We start from the raw sequence: 18,317 nt of genomic DNA, 5'->3' as shown, positions 1-18,317 counted from the left end.
GCGCCGAGGCGCGTTCCGACGCTCGGATCAGACGGGCTCGGCGACGAGCTTGCGAGCGGCCCTGGCGTTGCGCACGAGGTCGATCGTCAGCACGACGAGGGCGACCCAGACGAGCGCGAACCCGATCCAGCGTTCGAGCGGCATCGGCTCACGCAGGATGAGCACCCCCACCAGGAACTGGATGAACGGCGCGAAGTACTGGATGAAGCCGAGATGGACGAGTGGGAGCCGGCGGGAGGCGGCGGCGAAGAGCAGCAGCGGCACGGCCGTCACCGCGCCGGCGCAGGCGAGGAGCACGGTGTGCCAGGGGCTCACCGTGCCCATGGTGAGCCCGTTCGTGGCGGCCACCCACCAGAGGAGGCCGGCGGCGACCGGTGCGAGCCACAGCGTCTCGAGCGTGAGCCCGGACACCGCATCGACGCGGTGGCCCACCCGCTTCTTGATGAGGCCGTAGAAGCCGAAGGAGAAGGCGAGCAGCAGGGCGATCCACGGGAACTGCCCGTGGCCGACGGCGAGCACGACGACCGCCGCGATGCTGATGCCGACGGCCACCCACTGCATCGTGCTGAGCCGCTCGCGGAGCACGAACACTCCGAGGAAGACCGTCACGATCGGGTTGATGAAGTAGCCGAGCGCCGCTTCGACGACCTGGCCGGAGACGGCGGCGTAGACGTAGGTGAGCCAGTTCACGAAGATGAGCACGCCGGCGGCGCCCATGGTGAAGAGCACCCGGCGGTCGCGCAGCAGCGTCCAGAACGCCCGCCACCCGCGGGTCACGGCGAGCAGCAGCGCGCAGAAGACGAGCGAGAGCAGGATGCGCCAGGCGACGATCTCGACGGGCCCGCTCGGCGCGAGGGCGATGAAGTAGACGGGCAGGAAGCCCCAGAGCACGTAGGCGGAGACGGCGTAGCCCAGCCCCGAGCGGCTGAGCCCCGACCTGTTCGACCCCGAGCCGTTCGACCCAGGCCCGTCGAGGGCGGAACGGTCGAGGTGGCCGGCGTCGGCGGCGGAGGCGCCGGCCGTCGCGGCTGGTCGGTCGGCGGGGCTGTTCACCGGCTCAGCCTACGCCCGGCCGCCGACGTCCCGGACCGGCCCTCCGGGCTGCCGTTCCGGGCTGCCGTTCCGGGCTTGCCGCCCGCGGGGACGCGGAACGGCCCGGATGCACGAGGCATCCGGGCCGTTCGAAGCAGTGCGGGAAGCTCAGCGGACGACGACCGCGAGGACGTCGCGGGCCGAGAGCACGAGGAACTCGTCGGCGCCGAACTTGACCTCGGTGCCGCCGTACTTCGAGTAGAGCACGCGGTCGCCGACGGCGACGTCGAGCGGCACGCGGTTGCCGTTGTCGTCGATGCGGCCGGGACCGACGGCGACGACCTCGCCCTCCTGCGGCTTCTCCTTGGCGGTGTCGGGGATGACGAGGCCCGACGCGGTGGTCTGCTCGGCCTCGACCTGCTTGATGACGATGCGATCCTCGAGCGGCTTGATGGAAACCGACACGGTTGACCCCTTTTCTAGATGACGACTGTCTTGGAAGACTGGGTTAGCAGCCTCGGAACGAGAGTGCTAACCAAAGTCTAGGGTGCATCTGGCACTCGTGCAACGTGAGTGCCAGCACGGGGCTCGAGCCGCACGGGCCGCAGCGGCGCGCGAGTCGCACGAGGATCCTCCGCCTCCGGCGTGTCTGCCCGGCGCGCCGCGCGAATCGTCGTGCGACTCGCTCCGCCGTCCGGGTGGGACCGCGGCCGGTGCCGGTGCCGGTGCCGGCGCCGCCGGTGCTAGCGTGGCCGGGTGGATCGCTCCGAACTCGTGGAACTGCTGTCGCCGGAGGGGCTGCGGCTCCTCGATTCGATCGGCGAGTGGGACGCGAAGGCCGATGTCGTGAAGACCGTCGCGGCGCTCCGCAAGCAGGGCCACGCCCCCGGCCTCGTCGCCGCCGTGCTCAGCCAGGCCAAGCTGCGGGCGCGGGCCCGCACGAAGTTCGGCCCGTTCGCCTCGCGCATGCTCTTCACCGAACCCGGGCTCGAACAGGCGACGCGGCTGAACGTGGCGGCCCTGCACGCCGGCCGCTTCGCCCGCGCCGGCATCGCCCACGTCGCCGATCTCGGCTGCGGCATCGGCGGCGACGCGCTCGCCCTCGCCGCCATCGAGCTCGAGGTCACCGCAGCGGATGCCGACGAGGTGACCGCCGCGGTCGCCGCCTACAACCTCACGCCGTTCCCGCAGGCCAGGGTGCTGCACTCCCGCGCCGAAGACGTCGCCCTCGGCGGCATCGGCGGTGCCTGGCTCGACCCGGCGCGCCGGGTCACCGCGGGCGGCAGCACCCGCCGGCTCGCGGATGCCTCCGACTATTCGCCGCCCCTCGACTTCGCGTTCGGCCTCGCCGACCGCCTGCCGGTGGGCGTGAAGCTCGGGCCGGGCACTGATCGGGGCGTCGTCCCGGCCGGTGCCGAGGCGCAATGGGTGTCGGTCGACGGCGACGTCGTCGAGCTGGCAGTCTGGCTCGGCGCCCTCGCGCGGCCGGGCGTCGGACGGGCGGCCCTCGTCATCCGCGGCGGGACCGCGCACGAGCTCACCGCCCCGGCGGACAGCCCCGACGAAGCGGTCGGCGAGCTCGGCGGCTACGTCTATGAACCGGACGGCAGCGTCATCCGTGCCCGCTTGATCGGAGACCTCGCCCGCTCGCTCGACGCCCGGATGCTCTCCGACGGCATCGCCTACCTCACCGGCGACCGCCTGGTCGAGACGCCGTTCGCCCGGGCGTTCCGCGTGGTCGACCGGCTCCCGGCGGACGAGCGGCAGCTGCGCCGGGAGCTGGCGAGCCGCGACGTGGGCACGCTCGAGATCAAGAAGCGCGGGGTCGACGTCGATCCGGCGGCCCTGCGCACCCGGCTGAAGCTCTCCGGTGCGGCGTCGGCGACGATCATCCTGACCCGCGAGGCGGGCCGGCACGTCGCGCTGCTCGTCGAACGGGCCGACTGAAGCGCGCCGCGAGCGCTCAGCGCGGGAGGGCGCCGAAGACGATCGCGTAGTACCCGATCCACACGGCGGAGAACACGAGCCCGCCGAGCCCCGTGCCGATCCCGGCGAAGGCGAGCGTGCGGCCGTGCTCCTCGCGGCGGAGCCCCAGCACGCCGAATACGATCGCCGCGAGCGACACCGGCAGCATCCAGCCGACGAAGAGCGAGGCGATGCCGCCGATCGTGCCGGCGATCACCGAGATCCAGCTGTAGACCCGGCGCTGCGCGTCGTCGTCGTCGGCGACGGCGATGTGCTCGACGGGCTCCGGCAGCGGCGGCCGGTGCACGAGCAGCAGCTGGCCGGTCGAGAGCGAACGCAGCTGGCCGGTGTCGACCGGCACCTCGTACTCGCGCTGCTCGATCGCGGTCGGCGGCTCGCTCAGTGGGCGTCCGGCGGCCGCCGCGACATCGCTGGAATCACCCGGTTCGTCGCTGCGCCGACGACGCCCGGTGCCGCTGCCGGTGCCGAGCGCCTCGCGCACGGCGGGTTCGCCGCGGAACGTCGGCTCGGCGGGCTCGTACGGCGCGAGCGGTCGCTCGGGGTCGAAGCGTTCAGGGGCCCCGCCGTCGGCTGGGACCCCTTCGCGCTCGTTCGACTCGGACAGGACCGCCCCGCTCAGTAGCTGTAGCTGCTGCTCGAGGCCGCCAGCACGATGAAGAAGATCACGATGCCGATGATCCAGAGCAGACCGAGGGCGATGCCGACGAAGCCCGTGATGAGACCGGTGAGCCAGAAGCCCTTCGCCGCCGGCTCCTTCTTGCGACCGAGGAAGCCGAGCACGACCGCGGCGATCGAGAAGAGCGCACCGAAGCCGTAGAACAGGCTGCCGACGAGGCCGAGGATGCCGCCGATCATCGAGATGATGCTGAGCGTCGGCGTGGGGGTCGCCGGGGCCGGCGAGTACGCCGCGTAGCCGGGCTGGCCGTACGCGGGCTGCTGCGGCTGGCCGTACGGCTGCTGGCCGTAGGCCGGCTGCTGCTGCCCGTACGGCTGCTGCTGGCCGTACGGCTGCTGGGGCTGACCGTAGGCCGGCGGTGCCGGGGCGGCGGCCGGGGACTGGGGGGCGCCGTACGCGGGCGCCTCGGGCGCACCGTAGGACGGGGGCGTCGGCGCGGCCGGGGGCTCGGGCGCACCGGGCGTCGCCGGCGGCTCGGGCGCGACCGGTGTGGCCGGGGGCTCGGGCGCGGAGGGCACCTCGGGGGTGCCGCCCGCGGTCGGCTCGGGCTCGGCCGGAGTCTGCGGAGTGTTCTGGTCGCTCATGTGCGTGCCTCTCGTGTCGCGCTTCGGGCGCGGGACGGATGGGGTCGGGATGGGAACTCGGCGCTCAGCCGCTGACGCTCGACATCGTCGCCGCGGCCGCCGCCATGACGATGATCACGACGACGACGATCACCGAGAGCGCGATGCCGACGTAGCCGATGATGGTGCCGGCGAGCGCCGCGCCGTGGCCCTGCTCACCCGTCTTCTTGATCTGGCTGAGCGAGATGTGCCCGCAGATGATGCCGACGAGGAAGCCGAAGCCGGTGAGCAGGCCCGCGAGCGAGGCCACCAGCGACACGACCGCCAGCGTATTGGTCTTCGGCGGCGCCTGGATGCGCGACTCCTGGTCGACGTAGTTGGGGACGATCGGGTCTTCCGGCGGGGTGGCCGAGGTCGCCATGCCGAAATCGGCCGACGCGGGCGTGAACGCCGGGTCGGAGTTCTGCCTGGGATCGCTCATCGCTGGCCCTCCTCGTGCTCGGCTGCCCGGTCGCGCCGCTTCGGACGCAGTTCCCCCCGAGGCATCCGGCCTCTCCTGCAACCCTAGCGCGCGCCGCTCCCCCCGCGCGAGGGCTGCCGGCCGCTCCCGCGGGGCGGCTCAGGCCTGGATCTCGGTGACCGGGAGCGTCGAATCGGCACCGAAGCCGAGCGTCGACGGCTCGTGCCCACCCATGATGAGCTGCGCACCGAGCGCGGCGATCATCGCGCCGTTGTCGGTGCAGAGCGAGAGCGGCGGGATGCGCAGCTCGATCCCGGCCGCCGCGGTCCGCTCGGCGGCCACCGCCCGCAGCCGGGCATTGGCGATCACGCCCCCGCCGAGCAGGAGCCGCGGCACGCCGAGCTCCCGGCAGGCGTCGATCGCTTTGGCGGTCAGCACGTCGACGACGGCCTCGCGGAAGCTGGCGGCGACGTCGGCGACCGGCACGGGCTCGCCCGCGGCCTCCCGCTGCTCCACCCAGCGGGCGACGGCCGTCTTCAGCCCCGAGAAGCTGAAGTCGTAGCGGTGCCGTTCGAGGTCCTTGGGCTTCGTCAGGCCGCGCGGGAACCGGATGGCCGACGGGTCGCCGCCGACAGCGGCGCGGTCGATCTCGGGGCCGCCGGGATAGGGCAGGCCGAGGAGCCGGGCGACCTTGTCGAAGGCCTCGCCGGCCGCGTCGTCGATGGTCTCGCCGAGGAGCTCGACGTCGGAGACCAGATCGCGAACGAGCAGCAGCGAGGTGTGGCCGCCGGAGACGAGCAGCGCGACGGTGGGCGTCTCGAGCGGGGCCTCCGTGTCGAGGAGGTCGGCCCCGACGTGCCCCACGAGGTGGTTCACGGCGTAGATGGGCACGTCGAGGGAGACGGCGAGCGCCTTCGCGGCCCCCACGCCGACCATGAGCGCCCCGGCGAGACCGGGTCCGCTCGTCACCGCGACCGCGTCGAGCTCGTCGAGCGAGACGGATGCCTCGGCGAGCGCCTGCCGGATGGTCGGCTCGAGCGCCTCGAGGTGCGCCCGCGCGGCGACTTCCGGCACGACGCCGCCGTACCTGGCGTGCTCGTCCATCGAGGAGGCGATGGTGTTCGCGAGCAGCTCGGTGCCGCGGACGACGCCGACGCCGGTCTCGTCGCAGCTCGTCTCGATGCCGAGCACGAGCGGGGCGTTGCGGTTCACGACGGGTCCTCCTCGATCCGGGCGGCCGGGCGGGTCACGGGCGGCGGGACCTCGAGGCGCATCAGCACGGCATCGACGCCGTTGCGGTAATAGCGCGGGCGGACGCCGAGCTCGGTGAAGCCGAGCGAGGCGTAGAGTCCGCGGGCCACGGGGTTGTCGGCCCGGACCTCGAGGAAGACGTGCACGGCGTCGCGACGCCGGGCCTCGACGAGGAGCGCCTGCATGAGCAGGCGGCCGAGCCCCGTCCCCCGGCGCGCGGGGTCGACGGCGATCGTCTGGATGTCGCCCTGCCCGCTCCCGCGGGGGGCGAGTAGCCCGGCGTAGCCGAACACCGTGTCCGGCGAGGCATCCGTGTCGTGCTCCCCGTCGACTGCGACGAGGTAGTAGCCGTGCTCGCTGGCGAGCTCGCGGCGCATCGCGTCCTCGGGCCACGCGTCGTCCGTGAAAGTGTCGCGCTCGAGCCGCATGATCGCCCCGAGGTCGTTCGGGCGCGCGCGACGGAGCAGCACGCTCACCGGGTCACCCGCTTGCCCGGTGAGGGCGTGACGTCGGGCTCCCGCAGGTAGATCGCGGCGTCGTCGGCGAGCGGCAGCCGACCGGCCGCGAAGGCGAGCTCGGCGAGCATGCCGACGCCTCCGGCGGGTATCTCGGCCGCGTCGAGCCGTACGCCGTCGAAGGCCGGCACCTCGTCGCGCGGCACGAGCACGGGACCGGCGGCGCGCACGGGCAGTCCGTCGGCGTCGAGTCCCAGATACTCGGAGACGGCGAACTCCCGGCGTCGTGCGTCCGTCACGATCTGCACCGCGGGTGCCCCGCCTGAGGCGAGGTGCGCCCAGGCGACGGCGTCGTGGCTCGGCACCGGCACGAACGGACGGCGGATGCCGAGCGCGAAGGTGCGCGCCGCGGCGATGCCGACCCGGAGGCCGGTGTACGGGCCGGGGCCCATGCCTGCCGCGACGCCCGAGAGTCGACCGGGAGCGACGCCCGCGGCGGCGAGCGCCTCGGTGATCAGCTCGCCGATGACCTCGGCGTGCCGCATGGCGTCCGGGGTGCCGCGCTGGGCGAGGACGCCGCCGTCACGATCGACCACGGCGACGCTCGTGCCGGCCGAGGTGTCGATGGCGAGGAGCATGCCACCAGCCTATTCGCCCGCACGCGCCGGTCCGCCCGGCGCCCGCCGCTCAGAACTCAGGAGCAGTTCGACCGGCATCCCCGCGTTCCGGGGCGGGGCGCGCGGCCTCGTCCGACGTATCGCCGGGATGTTCCTGAATTCTGTGAAGGAGCGGGCCGCGGAGGGTGAGGGTGCGGGGCTCGTCGGCTTCGAGGTCGACCTCGGCGGCCGCCGATCCGGCATCGGCGCCGGTGCGCCGCTCGATGACGATCTCGAGCCACGCGGGGTGCGACTCGTCGACGAGCCCGGCGGCCCACTCGGCCACGACGACGGAGCCGTCGAAGTCCAGGTCGAGGTCGTCGAGCTCGAGTGCGTCGTTCAGCCGGTACGCGTCGACGTGCACGAGCGGTGCACCGCCGACGAGGCTGGGGTGGGTGCGGGCGAGCACGAAGGTCGGGCTCTGCACGGGGCCGCGGATGCCGAGGCCCTCGCCGATCCCGCGGGTGAGCGTCGTCTTGCCGGCGCCGAGCGGCCCGGTGAGCAGCACGAGGTCGCCCGCGCGGAGCACGGGGCCCAGCCGTCGGCCGAACGCCTCCATCTGCTCGGTGTCGGCGATCTCGAGCCGCATCACACGCCGCCGAGGTAGCCGCGCGGGACGCGCGGACCGATCCGGGTGACGATCTCGTAGCCGATCGTGTCGGCGGCGACGCCCCAGTCGTCCGCCGAGGGCGCACCGGTCGCCGGGTCGCCGAACAGCACGACCTCGTCGCCGACCTCGACCGCGTCGTCGCCGACGTCGACGAGGAACTGATCCATCGCGATCCGCCCGACCACCGGCCGCCGCGCGCCGTTCAGGAGCACCTCGCCCCGCCCGGAGGCCTGGCGCGGGACACCGTCCGCGTAGCCGAGCGGCACGAGCGCGAGGGTCGTGGCGCGCTCGGCGCGCCAGGTGTGCCCGTAGGAGACGCCGTCGCCCGCCGCGATCCGGCGGACCGCGGCGACCCGGCCGCGGAGGGTCATCACCGGCACGAGCCTGAGCTCGGCGGAGGTCGTGCCGTCGCCGAAGGGCGGGATGCCGTAGCAGGCGATGCCGAGCCGGACGAGGTCGTAGCGGGCGTCGGGCCTCGTGAGCGCCGCGGCGGTCGAGGCGATGTGCCGGACCTCGGGCGTGAGCCCGGCGTCGGCGGCCACGGCGAGGGCGCGCTCGAACTCGGCGAGCTGGGCGGCGTCCGATTCGGCCGAGGTGTTGGCGAGGTGGCTGAAGACGCCGCGCACGCGGAGGAGGCCCGCGCGCTCGAGCTCGACGGCCGCCGCGACGGCGTCCGCCCACTCGCCCGGCTGCACCCCGTTGCGGCTGAGGCCCGTGTCGATCTTCAGGTGCACCGTCGCCGGGGCGCCCGCGCCGCGCGCGGCCTCGGCCGCCCGGTGCAGCTGCGCCTCGGCGGAGAGCCCGAGGTCGATGTCCGCGGCGATCGCGGGAGCGAAGTCGGCGCCGGGGTCGTGCAGCCAGGCCAGGATCGGTGCGTCGATGCCGGCCGCGCGCAGCTCGAAGGCCTCGCCGAGGTCGGCGGTGCCGAGCCAGTCGGCACCGCCCGCGAGCGCCGCACGGGCGACGGGCACCGCACCGTGCCCGTAGGCGTCGGCCTTCACGACGGCCATCGCCCGGGTGCCGCCGAGCCGCTCGACCAGGGAGCGGACGTTCGCCGTCACGGCGTCGAGGTCGATCAGCGCCTCCCGGAAGGGTCGTTCGCTCATTCGCCGGCTCCGTTCCCGCGCGAGGCGTCGTCGTGCTCGTTCGAGGCATCCGCGCGGTGCGGCCCCGGGCCGCTCCGTTCGAGCACGACGATCGCGCTCGCGATGCCCGCGTCGTGACTCATCGACAGGTGCAGGTGATCGATGCCGAGCGCCTCGAGGTGCGCGGCGAGCCCGCCCGAGACTTCGAAGCCGGGGTTGCCGTCGGCATCCTGCACGACCCGCATCTCCTGCCAGCGCAGCACCGCGTGCCCGCCGAGCGCCTTGATGAGCGCCTCCTTCGCCGCGAAGCGCGCCGCGAGCGACCGCGGCGAACGGCCGCGTTCGCTCTCAGCGAACAGGCGCTCGACGAGGGCCGGGGTGCGACGGATCGACCGCTCGAAGCGGTCGAGATCGACCACGTCGATGCCGATGCCCGCGATCACTCGCGTGCTCCGTCGCTCACACAGCCCCCGTCGTCCATGCGCTCCCGGTCACTCCACCGTCACGGACTTCGCGAGGTTCCGCGGCTGGTCGACGTCGAGGCCCTTGGCCTGCGCGAGCTCCATCGCGAACACCTGCAGCGGCACCACCGCGAGGAGCGGCTCGAAGAGCGGCGCAGCGAGGGGGATGCGGATGACCTCGTCGGCGAACGGCAGCACGGCCGCGTCTCCCGCCTCGGCGATCGCGATGACCCGGGCGCCGCGAGCACGGATCTCCTGGATGTTCGACACGACCTTCGGGTGCAGGCTGTTCGGGTGGCGCGGGCTCGGCACCACGACGAACACCGGCTGGCCCGGCTCGATCAGCGCGATCGGCCCGTGCTTCAGCTCGCCGGCCGCGAAGCCCTCCGCGTGGATGTACGCGAGCTCCTTCAGCTTCAGCGCACCCTCGAGCGCGATCGGGTAGCCGACGTGGCGGCCGAGGAACAGCACCGAGCGGGTGTCCGCCATCCAGTGGGCGAGCTGCGCCACCTTCTCGGACTCCTCGAGCACGGCCGCGAGCTTCTCCGGCACCGCCTGGAGCTCGTGCAACTGCACGGCCAGCTCGCCGTCGGTCAACCGGCCACGCACACGGGCGAGGTGCAGGCCGAAGAGGTAGAGGGCGGTGATCTGCGCGACGAAGGCCTTCGTCGACGCCACGGCGACCTCGGGACCGGCGTGCGTGTACACGACCGCGTCCGACTCGCGGGGGATGGTGGCGCCCTGCGTGTTGCAGACGGAGACCGTCTTCGCGCCCATCTCGCGGGCGTACTTCACCGCCATCAGCGTGTCCATGGTCTCGCCCGACTGGCTGATCGAGAGGACCAGCGTGTCCGACTCGATGACCGGCTCGCGGTAGCGGAACTCGTGGCTCAGCTCCACCTCGACCGGGACCCGCGCCCACTGCTCGATCGCGTACTTCGCGACGAGACCGGCGTACGACGCGGTGCCGCACGCGACGATCGTGATGCGGCGGACGGCCCGGAGCGCCTCGTCGCCGAGCGCCTCGAGCTCGGGGATGACGACGTGCCCGTCGGCGATGCGGCCCCGCACGGTGTTGGCGACGGCATCCGGCTGCTCGGCGACCTCCTTGCGCATGAAGGACGACCAGCCGCCCTTCTCTGCGGCCGACGCGTCCCAGGCGACCTCGAAGGACTCCACCTCGACGGGCGCCCCCTCGAAATCGGTGACGCGCACCTCGTCGGCGGTGAGCTCGACGATCTGGTCCTGGCCGATGGCGACCGCGCGCTTCGTGTACTCGACGAAGGCGGCGACATCGGAGCCGAGGAAGTTCTCGCCCTCGCCGAGCCCCAGCACGAGCGGGGAGTTGCGCCGCGCGCCGACGACGAGACCCGGCTCGTCACGGTGCACGGCCAGGAGCGTGAACGCGCCCTCGAGTCGCTGCACGGTGGCCCGGAAGGCGGCACGGAGGTCGCCGGTGCGACGCACCTCGCGGCCGAGCAGCACGGCGGCGACCTCGGTGTCGGTCTCCGACTCGAAGGCGAAGCCCTCGTCGAGGAGCTCCTGCTTCAGCTCGGAGAAGTTCTCGATGATGCCGTTGTGGATGAGCGCGAGCCGGCCCTCGTCCGCGAGATGCGGGTGGGCGTTCGCGTCGGTCGGACCGCCGTGGGTCGCCCAGCGGGTGTGCCCGATGCCGGTCCCCCCGGTCTCGAGGGGCTGCTGCTCGAGCGCATCGGCGAGCACCTTCAGCTTGCCGGCGCGCTTCGCCGTGGCGAGCTCGCCCTCGGCGCCGATGATGGCCACCCCGGCCGAGTCGTAGCCACGGTATTCGAGACGACGAAGGCCGCCCATGAGGACGTCGACGCTCGAACGGGCGCCAACGTATCCGACGATTCCACACATGCGCACGATCCTAGTGGCGAGATCCTGGACGGGCGCCGCACGGTCCGGCGCCGCCGCCGCCCGTCACTAGACTGTGCGGGTGCCGGACCAGCATCATCCAGCGTCGAACGCCCCGCAGCTGTCGCCGTTCATCGAGCTCGACCGCTCGGACTGGGCGGCGCTCGCGCCCTCGATGCCCTCACCGCTGCAGGAGACCGAGCTCGTGCAGCTCCGCGGGCTCGGCGAGCCGCTGGACCCGCGCGAGGTCGCCGAGGTGTACCTGCCGCTCTCGCGCCTGCTGAACCTCTACGTCGGCGGCACGAAGGCCCTGCACAAGGTCACCAGCGAGTTCCTCAGGGAGCGCTTCGCCCCCACCCCGTTCGTCATCGGCGTGGCCGGCTCGGTCGCCGTCGGCAAGTCGACGATCGCCCGTCTGCTGCGCGAGCTGCTGGCACGCTGGGAGCACACCCCGCGGGTGGAGCTCGTGACGACGGACGGCTTCCTCTTCCCCAACGCCGAGCTCGAGCGCCGCGGGCTGATGGCCCGCAAGGGCTTCCCCGAGTCGTACGACCGTCGCGCGCTGCTGCGCTTCGTGAGCGAGGTGAAGGCCGGCGCCGCGGAGGTGCGCGCCCCCTTCTACTCGCACCTCGCCTACGACATCGTCCCCGACGCCCAGATCACGGTGCGCCGGCCCGACGTGCTCATCGTCGAGGGGCTGAACGTGCTCCAGCCGCCCGGGCCCGGCCACCGGCTGGCGGTCAGCGATCTCTTCGACTTCACGATCTACGTCGACGCCCGCACCGGCGACATCGCCCGCTGGTACGAGGAGCGCTTCCTGAAGCTCCAGCGCGGCGCCTTCGCGAACCCGCGCTCCTACTTCCACCGGTACGCGTCGCTCTCCGAGGAGGAGGCGCGTCAGCGCGCCCGCGAGATCTGGCACGCCATCAACGAGCCGAACCTCCTGCAGAACGTGCGCCCGACCCGCTCGCGGGCCTCGCTCGTGCTGCGGAAGAGCGCCGACCACACCGTGTCGAGCGTCCTCCTCCGGAAGCTCTGAGACGACGGATCGCCCGCCTCCGGGAGGCGGGCGATCCGGGTCGGAGCGAGCGGATGCCTCGTCGGCACCCGAGCGCACCGCGGCTCAGCGTGCGAGCTCGACGCTGACGATCTCCGCGAGCGTGGCGGCGTGCCGGTCGGCCTCGGCCTGCTCGGCCGCCTCGACCATGACGCGCACCATCGGCTCGGTGCCGCTCGGGCGGAGCAGCACGCGACCGGAGTCGCCGAGCTCGGCCTCGGCCGCGGCCACCGCGGCGGCGACGCCGGCGTTGTCGTGCAGGGCGTGGTGATCGACGTCGCGGACGTTCACGAGCACCTGCGGGTACACGCGCATGACGGAGGCGAGCTCCGCGAGCGACTTGCCCGTGCGGGCGAGCTCGGCCGCGAGGTGCAGCCCGGTGAGGACGCCGTCGCCGGTCGTCGCGAACTCGCTCATGATGACGTGCCCGGACTGCTCGCCGCCGAGGGCGTAGCCACCGGCGGTGAGCTCCTCGAGCACGTACCGGTCGCCGACCTTCGTCTCGACGATACGGATGCCGTGCTCAGCCATGGCGCGCTTCAGGCCGAGGTTCGACATCACCGTGACGACGAGGGTGTCGTCGGTGAGCGTGCCGCGCTCCTTCATCGACACCGCGAGGATCGCCATGATGCGATCGCCGTCGATGACGTTCCCTTCGGCGTCGACGGCGAGGCAGCGGTCGGCGTCGCCGTCGTGCGCGATGCCGAGATCGGCGCCGTGCTCGAGGACGGCGGCCTGCAGCGGGCCGAGGTGCGTCGAGCCGACGCCGTCGTTGATGTTGATGCCGTCGGGATCCGCCCCGATGACGACCACCTCGGCGCCGGCGTCGCGGAACGTCTCCGGGGAGACGCCGGCGGCGGCGCCGTGGGCGCAGTCGAGCACGACCTTCAGGCCCTCGAGGCGGTGCGGCAGGGTGCTGAGCAGGTGCACGACATAGCGGTCCTCGGCGTCCGCGAAGCGGCGGATACGGCCGACGCCGCCGCCGACCGGGGCCAGCTTCTGCTTGCCGAGGTAGCTCTCGATGCGGTCCTCGACCACGTCCGGCAGCTTCGTTCCGCCGAAGGAGAAGAACTTGATGCCGTTGTCGGGCGCCGGGTTGTGCGACGCCGAGATCATCACGCCGAAGTCGGCGCCGATGGAGTCGATGAGGAAGGCGGTCGCGGGAGTGGGGATCACGCCGGCGTCGAGCACGTCGACCCCGCTCGAGGCGAGGCCGGCCGCGACGGCGGCGGTGAGGAATTCGCCCGAGACGCGGGGGTCGCGCGCGACGACGGCGACGGGGCGCCGACCGGCCGCGCGGTTCTCCTCCGCGTGCCGCCCCTGCGTGAGGACGACGGCGGCCGCCTGGGCGAGGCCCAGGGCCAGGTCAGCCGTGAGTTCACGGTTGGCCAGGCCCCGGACCCCGTCGGTTCCGAATAGCCGAGGCATGCGGAAGGTCCGGAGAAGCGATTAACGCTTCGAGAACTGCGGAGCCTTGCGCGCCTTCTTGAGACCGGCCTTCTTGCGCTCGATGACGCGGGCGTCGCGCGTGAGGAAGCCGGCCTTCTTCAGGGTCGGGCGGTTGTTCTCGCGGTCGATCTCGTTCAGCGCACGGGCGATCGCGAGGCGCAGCGCGCCGGCCTGGCCCGAGGGGCCGCCGCCGGTGATGCGGGCGATCACGTCGTACGAGCCCTTGAGCTCGAGCACGGTGAAGGGGTCGGTGATGAGCTGCTGGTGGAGCTTGTTCGGGAAGTAGTCCGCGAACTCGCGGCCGTTCACCTTGATGCCGCCGGCACCCGGCACGACGCGCACGCGGGCGATGGCCTGCTTGCGGCGGCCGACAGCGGCGCCCGAGACGTTCAGCACGGGGCGGGCGGCGGCGGGAGCCTCAGCCGCGGCGCTCTCGGTCGTGTAGCTCTCGGGAGCCTGGTCGATCTGGTCTGCGATCTTCGCCATGGTGGTAGTGAGTCCTTTTCGAGAAGTCGAGGGGGCGCTTACTGCGCGACCTGGGTGAGGGTGTACGGCTTCGGCTGCTGAGCCGCGTGCGGGTGCTCCGGGCCGGCGTAGACCTTCAGCTTCTTCAGCTGGGCCCGACCGAGCGAGTTCTTCGGGAGCATGCCGCGGATCGCCTTCTCGACGGCGCGGACGGGGTTCTTCTCGAGGAGTTCGGCGTAGCCGACGGCCTTGAGGCCGCCCGGGTAGCCGGAGTGGCGGTAGGCCTTCTTCTGCTCGAGCTTCTGGCCGGTGAGGGCCACCTTCTCGGCGTTGATGATGATGACGAAGTCGCCGGTGTCGACGTGGTTGGCGAAGATCGCCTTGTGCTTGCCGCGGAGGAGGGCGGCGGAGTGGCTGGCCAGGCGGCCGAGCACGACGTCGGCGGCGTCGATGACGAGCCAGTCGCGCTGGATCTCGCTCTGCTTCGGGGTGTACGTACGCGTCACGGGAGTGCTGCTTTCTGTATCGAGTGAGAGGTTCGTGAATCCCGCTCCGGTGGGGTGTTCGTGCGCGATGCGCGTGAACGCCCCGGTGGAGGGCTCAACTACGGATACCCAGGGTCGACCCGGAGGTCGGCGCCGTGGCACCAAAGGGAGAGTTTAGCCGACGACCCCGTCGACCCGCAATTCGCGGCGCGCCCGCGTCTGCTCGGCACGCGCGGCGAGCTCGGCGTCGGGCGGATAGCCGACCTCGGTGAGCACGAGCCCCTTGGCCGGCATCACCTTGAACGCGCTCGTGCGTTCCGCCGCGGCGAGGAGGGCCGCGGGGTCGGCCGGATCGAGGCGCCCCTCCCCCACGGCGACGCTCGAACCGACGAGCGCCCGCACCATGGAGTGGCAGAACGCGTCGGCCTGCAACCGGGCGACGAGCACGCCGTCGGGGCCGCGCTCCCAGCCGAAGCCCTGCAGCGTCCGAATGGTCGTCGCCTCGGGCCGCGGCTTGCAGAACGCGGCGAAGTCGTGCAGTCCCAGCAGGGAGCGGGCCGAGGCATCCATCGCCGCCGCGTCGAGCGTGCGCGGCAGCCAGACCGTGCGGTTCCGGGCGAGCGGGTCCTTCAACGCGGCGCCGTCGGCGATCCGGTACTCGTAGCGGCGCCAGACCGCGGAGAAGCGGGCGTCGAAGCCCGCGGGCGCGACGGCGGCGGAGGTCACCACGACGTCGGCCTCGGCGGCGCCCAGGATGCCGGTGAGGCGACGCAGCAGCACGGCAGCCGGATCCGGGGCGTCCGCCGAGTCGGCGTCGCCGCGGCGCGGTTTCGTGACCGCCGCGAGCGCCTCGGGCTCGACGTCGAGGTGCGCGACCTGGCCGAGCGCGTGCACGCCGGCGTCCGTCCGGCCCGCGACGGTGAGCCGCGGCGCGGTGCCCGTGCGACGGAAGAGCGTGCCGAGCGCCGCCTCGACCACACCCTGCACCGTGCGCAGGCCGGGTTGCGCACTCCACCCGGCGAATCCGCCGCCGTCGTAGGCGATGCCCAGACGGAGACGGATCGGCGCCGGGCGATCGGGCGCCGGGACGTCGCCGTGCGCGTCCCGGGTCCTCGTCATGCCCTCCAGCTTAGGGCGGTCGGCCCGACGCGCACGGCGCCGGAAACGCCGACGGGCCCCGATGCACGCGGCATCGGGGCCCGTCGAACGGGTGCTGAGGTTACTTGGCCTCGGCCTCGGCGGGCTCGGCCGCCTCCGCCTGCTCCTCGGCCGGAGCCTCGGTCTCGGCGGTCTCCTCGGCGGGAGCCTCGGTCTCGGCGGTCTCCTCGGCGGGAGCCTCCTCGGCGGCCGGCTCCTCGACCGGGGCGGCCGGAGCGGCCTCGGCGGCGGGCTTCGCGGCGCGCTGCTTCTTCACGACCGGCTCGAGCACGAGCTCGATGACCGCCATGGGCGCGTTGTCGCCCTTGCGGTTGCCGATCTTCGTGATGCGGGTGTAGCCACCCTCACGGTCGGCGACCTGCGGGGCGATGACCGCGAACAGCTCGTGCACGACCGACTTGTCGCCGATGACGGCGAGCACACGACGGCGCGCGTGCAGATCGCCGCGCTTCGCGAAGGTGATCAGGCGCTCGGCGATCGGACGGAGGCGCTTGGCCTTCGTCTCGGTCGTCGTGATCGACTTGTGCGTGAACAGCGCGGCGGCGAGGTTCGCGAGCAGCAGCCGCTCGTGCGCGGGGCCGCCTCCGAGGCGGGGGCCCTTGGTGGGCTTCGGCATGATTCGTTGTCTCCAGTACTTGGGGGGTTAGGGCGGCGCTACCGCTTAGTTCTCGTCGTCGAAGCCCGTGTAGAAGTGGGCGCCGTCGAAGCCGGGAACCGAGTCCTTGAGGGCCAGCCCCATCTCCGTGAGCTTGTCCTTGACCTCGTCCACCGACTTCTGGCCGAAGTTGCGGATGTTCATCAGCTGCGACTCGGACAGGGCGACGAGCTCGGACACCGTGTTGATGCCCTCGCGCTTCAGGCAGTTGTAGCTGCGCACCGAGAGGTCGAGGTCCTCGATCGGGATCGAGAGCTCGCTCGAGAGCACGGCGTCGACCGGCGCGGGGCCGATCTCGATGCCCTCGGCCGCGGTGTTCAGCTCGCGGGCGAGGCCGAACAGCTCGACGAGGGTGCGACCGGCGGAGGCGATGGCGTCGCGCGGCGAGATCGCCGGCTTCGACTCGACGTCGACCACGAGGCGGTCGAAGTCGGTGCGCTCGCCGGCACGGGTGGCCTCGACGCGGTAGGTGACCTTCAGCACCGGCGAGTAGATCGAGTCGATCGGGATCTGGCCCGCCTCGCTGTACTCGTTGCGGTTCTGCTGGGCCGACACGTAGCCGCGGCCGCGCTCGATGGTGAGCTCGAGCTCGAACTTCGCCGCGTCGTTCAGGGTCGCGATGACGAGCTCGGGGTTGTGCACCTCGACCCCGGCCGGGGCCGAGATGTCGGCGGCGGTGACCTCACCGGCGCCCTGCTTGCGCAGGTAGGCGGTGATGGGCTCGTCGTGCTCGCTGGAGACGACCAGGTTCTTGATGTTGAGGATGATCTCGGTGACATCCTCCTTGACGCCGGGCACGGTCGAGAACTCGTGCAGCACGCCGTCGATGCGGATGCTCGTGACGGCCGCCCCCGGGATCGAGGAGAGGAGGGTGCGACGGAGCGAGTTGCCCAGGGTGTAACCGAAGCCCGGCTCGAGGGGCTCGATCACGAACCGCGAACGGAACTCCGAGATGTTCTCTTCGGTGAGCGTCGGGCGCTGTGCGATCAGCACTGTGGATTCCTTTCGGCAGGGTGTCCGCTATATGACACCGAGCAGTTCTTGAAGGATCTTGAGTTGTGAGAGAACGGCCCGCACCCCGGGCGACGCCGCGAGGGCGTCGCCCGGGGGCGGGGACGGAGCGTCAGACGCGACGGCGCTTCGGCGGGCGGCAGCCGTTGTGCGCCTGAGGCGTCACATCGTTGATGCTGCCGACCTCGAGGCCGGCGGCCTGGAGCGAGCGGATGGCGGTCTCGCGACCCGAGCCCGGGCCCTTGACGAAGACGTCGACCTTCTTCATGCCGTGCTCCTGCGCCTGGCGGGCGGCCGACTCGGCGGCCAGCTGCGCGGCGAACGGGGTCGACTTGCGCGAGCCCTTGAAGCCGACGCCGCCGGAAGAGGCCCAGCTGATCACGGCGCCGTTGGCGTCGGTGATCGAGACGATCGTGTTGTTGAACGTCGACTTGATGTGGGCCTGGCCCACGGCGATGTTCTTCTTTTCCTTCTTGCGCGGCTTGCGAGTAGCCGCCTTGGGTGCTGCCATGTTCGAAATCTCCTAGATCTGGCGACAAGCGGTTACTTGCGGCCGGCCTTCTTCTTGCCGGCCACGGTGCGCTTCGGGCCCTTGCGGGTGCGAGCGTTGGTCTTGGTGCGCTGGCCGCGGACCGGAAGGCCGCGACGGTGGCGGAGACCCTCGTACGAGCCGATCTCGACCTTGCGGCGGATGTCGGCGGCGACCTCGCGGCGCAGGTCACCCTCCACCTTGTAGTTGCCCTCGATGTAGTCGCGCAGCGCGACGAGCTGGTCGTCGCTGAGGTCCTTGACGCGGATGTTGCCGTCGATGCCGGTGTCCGCGAGCGTCTGCAGCGCACGGGTGCGGCCGACGCCGTAGATGTAGGTCAGTGCGATCTCCACGCGCTTCTCGCGCGGGATGTCGACTCCTGCCAGACGTGCCAT

Annotated in this window: 22 protein-coding genes; 2 read left to right on the top strand and 20 right to left on the bottom strand. The window is 72.4% G+C overall.

The window, feature by feature from the left end:
* Positions 1 to 27 precede the first annotated feature (27 nt).
* The gene (rarD, locus tag M3147_RS00500) at positions 28 to 915 is read right to left on the bottom strand and encodes an EamA family transporter RarD (protein ID WP_251202121.1); all 888 of its coding nucleotides are present in this window, start codon (positions 913 to 915) and stop codon (positions 28 to 30) included.
* A 285-nt stretch (positions 916 to 1,200) separates the two neighbouring features.
* A complete protein-coding gene (gene groES, locus M3147_RS00495; RefSeq protein ID WP_017203655.1) occupies positions 1,201 to 1,497 on the bottom strand; it encodes a co-chaperone GroES in 297 nt (98 codons plus the stop codon).
* A 291-nt stretch (positions 1,498 to 1,788) separates the two neighbouring features.
* On the opposite strand from groES, the gene M3147_RS00490 reads away from it, so the two are divergent.
* Positions 1,789 to 2,979 (top strand): class I SAM-dependent methyltransferase, encoded by a 1,191-nt coding sequence (locus tag M3147_RS00490; RefSeq protein ID WP_251201582.1) that lies wholly within the window; start codon positions 1,789 to 1,791, stop codon positions 2,977 to 2,979.
* A gap of 16 nt (positions 2,980 to 2,995) precedes the next feature.
* Here M3147_RS00490 and M3147_RS00485 read toward each other — a convergent pair whose 3' ends face one another.
* From M3147_RS00485 to glmS, 10 genes are all read right to left on the bottom strand, one after another.
* Positions 2,996 to 3,499: a cbb3-type cytochrome c oxidase subunit I gene (locus tag M3147_RS00485; RefSeq protein WP_251201581.1), complete on the bottom strand. Its 504-nt coding sequence runs from the start codon at positions 3,497 to 3,499 to the stop codon at positions 2,996 to 2,998.
* A 134-nt stretch (positions 3,500 to 3,633) separates the two neighbouring features.
* Positions 3,634 to 4,278 carry a DUF4190 domain-containing protein gene (locus M3147_RS00480; protein ID WP_251201580.1) on the bottom strand — a complete coding sequence of 215 codons (645 nt, stop codon included), beginning with the start codon at positions 4,276 to 4,278 and terminating at the stop codon, positions 3,634 to 3,636.
* 64 nt (positions 4,279 to 4,342) lie between these two features.
* The gene (locus tag M3147_RS00475; RefSeq protein ID WP_251201579.1) at positions 4,343 to 4,738 is read right to left on the bottom strand and encodes a DUF4190 domain-containing protein; all 396 of its coding nucleotides are present in this window, start codon (positions 4,736 to 4,738) and stop codon (positions 4,343 to 4,345) included.
* Positions 4,739 to 4,876: 138 nt separating this feature from the next.
* The gene (tsaD, locus tag M3147_RS00470) at positions 4,877 to 5,929 is read right to left on the bottom strand and encodes a tRNA (adenosine(37)-N6)-threonylcarbamoyltransferase complex transferase subunit TsaD (protein ID WP_251201578.1); all 1,053 of its coding nucleotides are present in this window, start codon (positions 5,927 to 5,929) and stop codon (positions 4,877 to 4,879) included.
* Complete coding sequence (gene rimI, locus M3147_RS00465; RefSeq protein WP_251201577.1) at positions 5,926 to 6,444, bottom strand: ribosomal protein S18-alanine N-acetyltransferase; 519 nt, start codon at positions 6,442 to 6,444, stop codon at positions 5,926 to 5,928. Before rimI ends, tsaD begins: the two co-directional genes overlap by 4 nt.
* Positions 6,441 to 7,061, bottom strand: a complete 621-nt coding sequence (gene tsaB / locus M3147_RS00460) for a tRNA (adenosine(37)-N6)-threonylcarbamoyltransferase complex dimerization subunit type 1 TsaB (protein ID WP_251201576.1) — start codon at positions 7,059 to 7,061, stop codon at positions 6,441 to 6,443. The genes rimI and tsaB overlap by 4 nt, the downstream gene beginning before the upstream one ends.
* Positions 7,062 to 7,110: 49 nt before the next feature.
* A complete protein-coding gene (gene tsaE, locus M3147_RS00455) occupies positions 7,111 to 7,668 on the bottom strand; it encodes a tRNA (adenosine(37)-N6)-threonylcarbamoyltransferase complex ATPase subunit type 1 TsaE (protein WP_439954171.1) in 558 nt (185 codons plus the stop codon).
* Entirely contained in the window at positions 7,668 to 8,795 is a 1,128-nt protein-coding gene (alr, locus tag M3147_RS00450; protein ID WP_251201575.1) for an alanine racemase, read from the bottom strand. Before alr ends, tsaE begins: the two co-directional genes overlap by 1 nt.
* On the bottom strand, positions 8,792 to 9,217 hold the full coding sequence (locus M3147_RS00445) for a holo-ACP synthase (protein ID WP_251201574.1): 426 nt from the start codon (positions 9,215 to 9,217) through the stop codon (positions 8,792 to 8,794). Before M3147_RS00445 ends, alr begins: the two co-directional genes overlap by 4 nt.
* A 48-nt stretch (positions 9,218 to 9,265) precedes the next feature.
* The gene (gene glmS / locus M3147_RS00440; protein ID WP_251201573.1) at positions 9,266 to 11,116 is read right to left on the bottom strand and encodes a glutamine--fructose-6-phosphate transaminase (isomerizing); all 1,851 of its coding nucleotides are present in this window, start codon (positions 11,114 to 11,116) and stop codon (positions 9,266 to 9,268) included.
* 79 nt (positions 11,117 to 11,195) lie between these two features.
* On the opposite strand from glmS, the gene coaA reads away from it, so the two are divergent.
* A complete protein-coding gene (coaA, locus tag M3147_RS00435) occupies positions 11,196 to 12,152 on the top strand; it encodes a type I pantothenate kinase (RefSeq protein ID WP_251201572.1) in 957 nt (318 codons plus the stop codon).
* Between the two features lie 84 nt (positions 12,153 to 12,236).
* On the opposite strand, the gene glmM is transcribed toward coaA, so the two are convergent.
* The 8 genes from glmM to rpsM form a co-directional block, all read right to left on the bottom strand.
* The gene (glmM, locus tag M3147_RS00430) at positions 12,237 to 13,598 is read right to left on the bottom strand and encodes a phosphoglucosamine mutase (protein ID WP_251201571.1); all 1,362 of its coding nucleotides are present in this window, start codon (positions 13,596 to 13,598) and stop codon (positions 12,237 to 12,239) included.
* A gap of 21 nt (positions 13,599 to 13,619) precedes the next feature.
* Complete coding sequence (gene rpsI / locus M3147_RS00425) at positions 13,620 to 14,105, bottom strand: 30S ribosomal protein S9 (RefSeq protein ID WP_251201570.1); 486 nt, start codon at positions 14,103 to 14,105, stop codon at positions 13,620 to 13,622.
* A gap of 38 nt (positions 14,106 to 14,143) precedes the next feature.
* Positions 14,144 to 14,590 carry a 50S ribosomal protein L13 gene (rplM, locus tag M3147_RS00420; RefSeq protein WP_251201569.1) on the bottom strand — a complete coding sequence of 149 codons (447 nt, stop codon included), beginning with the start codon at positions 14,588 to 14,590 and terminating at the stop codon, positions 14,144 to 14,146.
* A gap of 153 nt (positions 14,591 to 14,743) precedes the next feature.
* Positions 14,744 to 15,688 (bottom strand): tRNA pseudouridine synthase A, encoded by a 945-nt coding sequence (locus M3147_RS00415; protein ID WP_251201568.1) that lies wholly within the window; start codon positions 15,686 to 15,688, stop codon positions 14,744 to 14,746.
* A gap of 100 nt (positions 15,689 to 15,788) precedes the next feature.
* Positions 15,789 to 16,343, bottom strand: a complete 555-nt coding sequence (gene rplQ / locus M3147_RS00410) for a 50S ribosomal protein L17 (RefSeq protein ID WP_251201567.1) — start codon at positions 16,341 to 16,343, stop codon at positions 15,789 to 15,791.
* Positions 16,344 to 16,388: 45 nt separating this feature from the next.
* Entirely contained in the window at positions 16,389 to 17,375 is a 987-nt protein-coding gene (locus tag M3147_RS00405) for a DNA-directed RNA polymerase subunit alpha (RefSeq protein ID WP_243567480.1), read from the bottom strand.
* A 130-nt stretch (positions 17,376 to 17,505) separates the two neighbouring features.
* Entirely contained in the window at positions 17,506 to 17,904 is a 399-nt protein-coding gene (gene rpsK / locus M3147_RS00400; protein ID WP_251201566.1) for a 30S ribosomal protein S11, read from the bottom strand.
* A 32-nt stretch (positions 17,905 to 17,936) separates the two neighbouring features.
* Positions 17,937 to 18,317, bottom strand: coding sequence for a 30S ribosomal protein S13 (gene rpsM, locus M3147_RS00395; RefSeq protein WP_243567479.1), 381 nt, complete (start codon positions 18,315 to 18,317; stop codon positions 17,937 to 17,939).

Origin of the sequence: Agromyces mediolanus, assembly GCF_023715325.1 — a bacterium.
Classification (GTDB): Bacteria; Actinomycetota; Actinomycetes; order Actinomycetales; family Microbacteriaceae; genus Agromyces; species Agromyces mediolanus_A.
The sequence above is the reverse complement of the archived record's forward strand: the minus strand, read 5'-3'. Positions and strand labels throughout refer to the sequence as shown.

Bases quoted from the DNA above. Each gene is read 5' to 3' on its own strand.
- rplQ (WP_251201567.1), bottom strand. From the start codon at position 16,343: ATGCCGAAGCCCACCAAGGGCCCCCGCCTCGGAGGCGGCCCCGCGCAC.
- glmS (WP_251201573.1), bottom strand. From the start codon at position 11,116: ATGTGTGGAATCGTCGGATACGTTGGCGCCCGTTCGAGCGTCGACGTC.
- M3147_RS00415 (WP_251201568.1), bottom strand. From the start codon at position 15,688: ATGACGAGGACCCGGGACGCGCACGGCGACGTCCCGGCGCCCGATCGC.
- rpsI (WP_251201570.1), bottom strand. From the start codon at position 14,105: ATGGCGAAGATCGCAGACCAGATCGACCAGGCTCCCGAGAGCTACACG.
- tsaE (WP_439954171.1), bottom strand. From the start codon at position 7,668: ATGCGGCTCGAGATCGCCGACACCGAGCAGATGGAGGCGTTCGGCCGA.
- rpsK (WP_251201566.1), bottom strand. From the start codon at position 17,904: ATGGCAGCACCCAAGGCGGCTACTCGCAAGCCGCGCAAGAAGGAAAAG.
- M3147_RS00480 (WP_251201580.1), bottom strand. From the start codon at position 4,278: ATGAGCGACCAGAACACTCCGCAGACTCCGGCCGAGCCCGAGCCGACC.
- rpsM (WP_243567479.1), bottom strand. From the start codon at position 18,317: ATGGCACGTCTGGCAGGAGTCGACATCCCGCGCGAGAAGCGCGTGGAG.
- tsaB (WP_251201576.1), bottom strand. From the start codon at position 7,061: ATGCTCCTCGCCATCGACACCTCGGCCGGCACGAGCGTCGCCGTGGTC.
- M3147_RS00475 (WP_251201579.1), bottom strand. From the start codon at position 4,738: ATGAGCGATCCCAGGCAGAACTCCGACCCGGCGTTCACGCCCGCGTCG.
- alr (WP_251201575.1), bottom strand. From the start codon at position 8,795: ATGAGCGAACGACCCTTCCGGGAGGCGCTGATCGACCTCGACGCCGTG.
- glmM (WP_251201571.1), bottom strand. From the start codon at position 13,598: ATGCCTCGGCTATTCGGAACCGACGGGGTCCGGGGCCTGGCCAACCGT.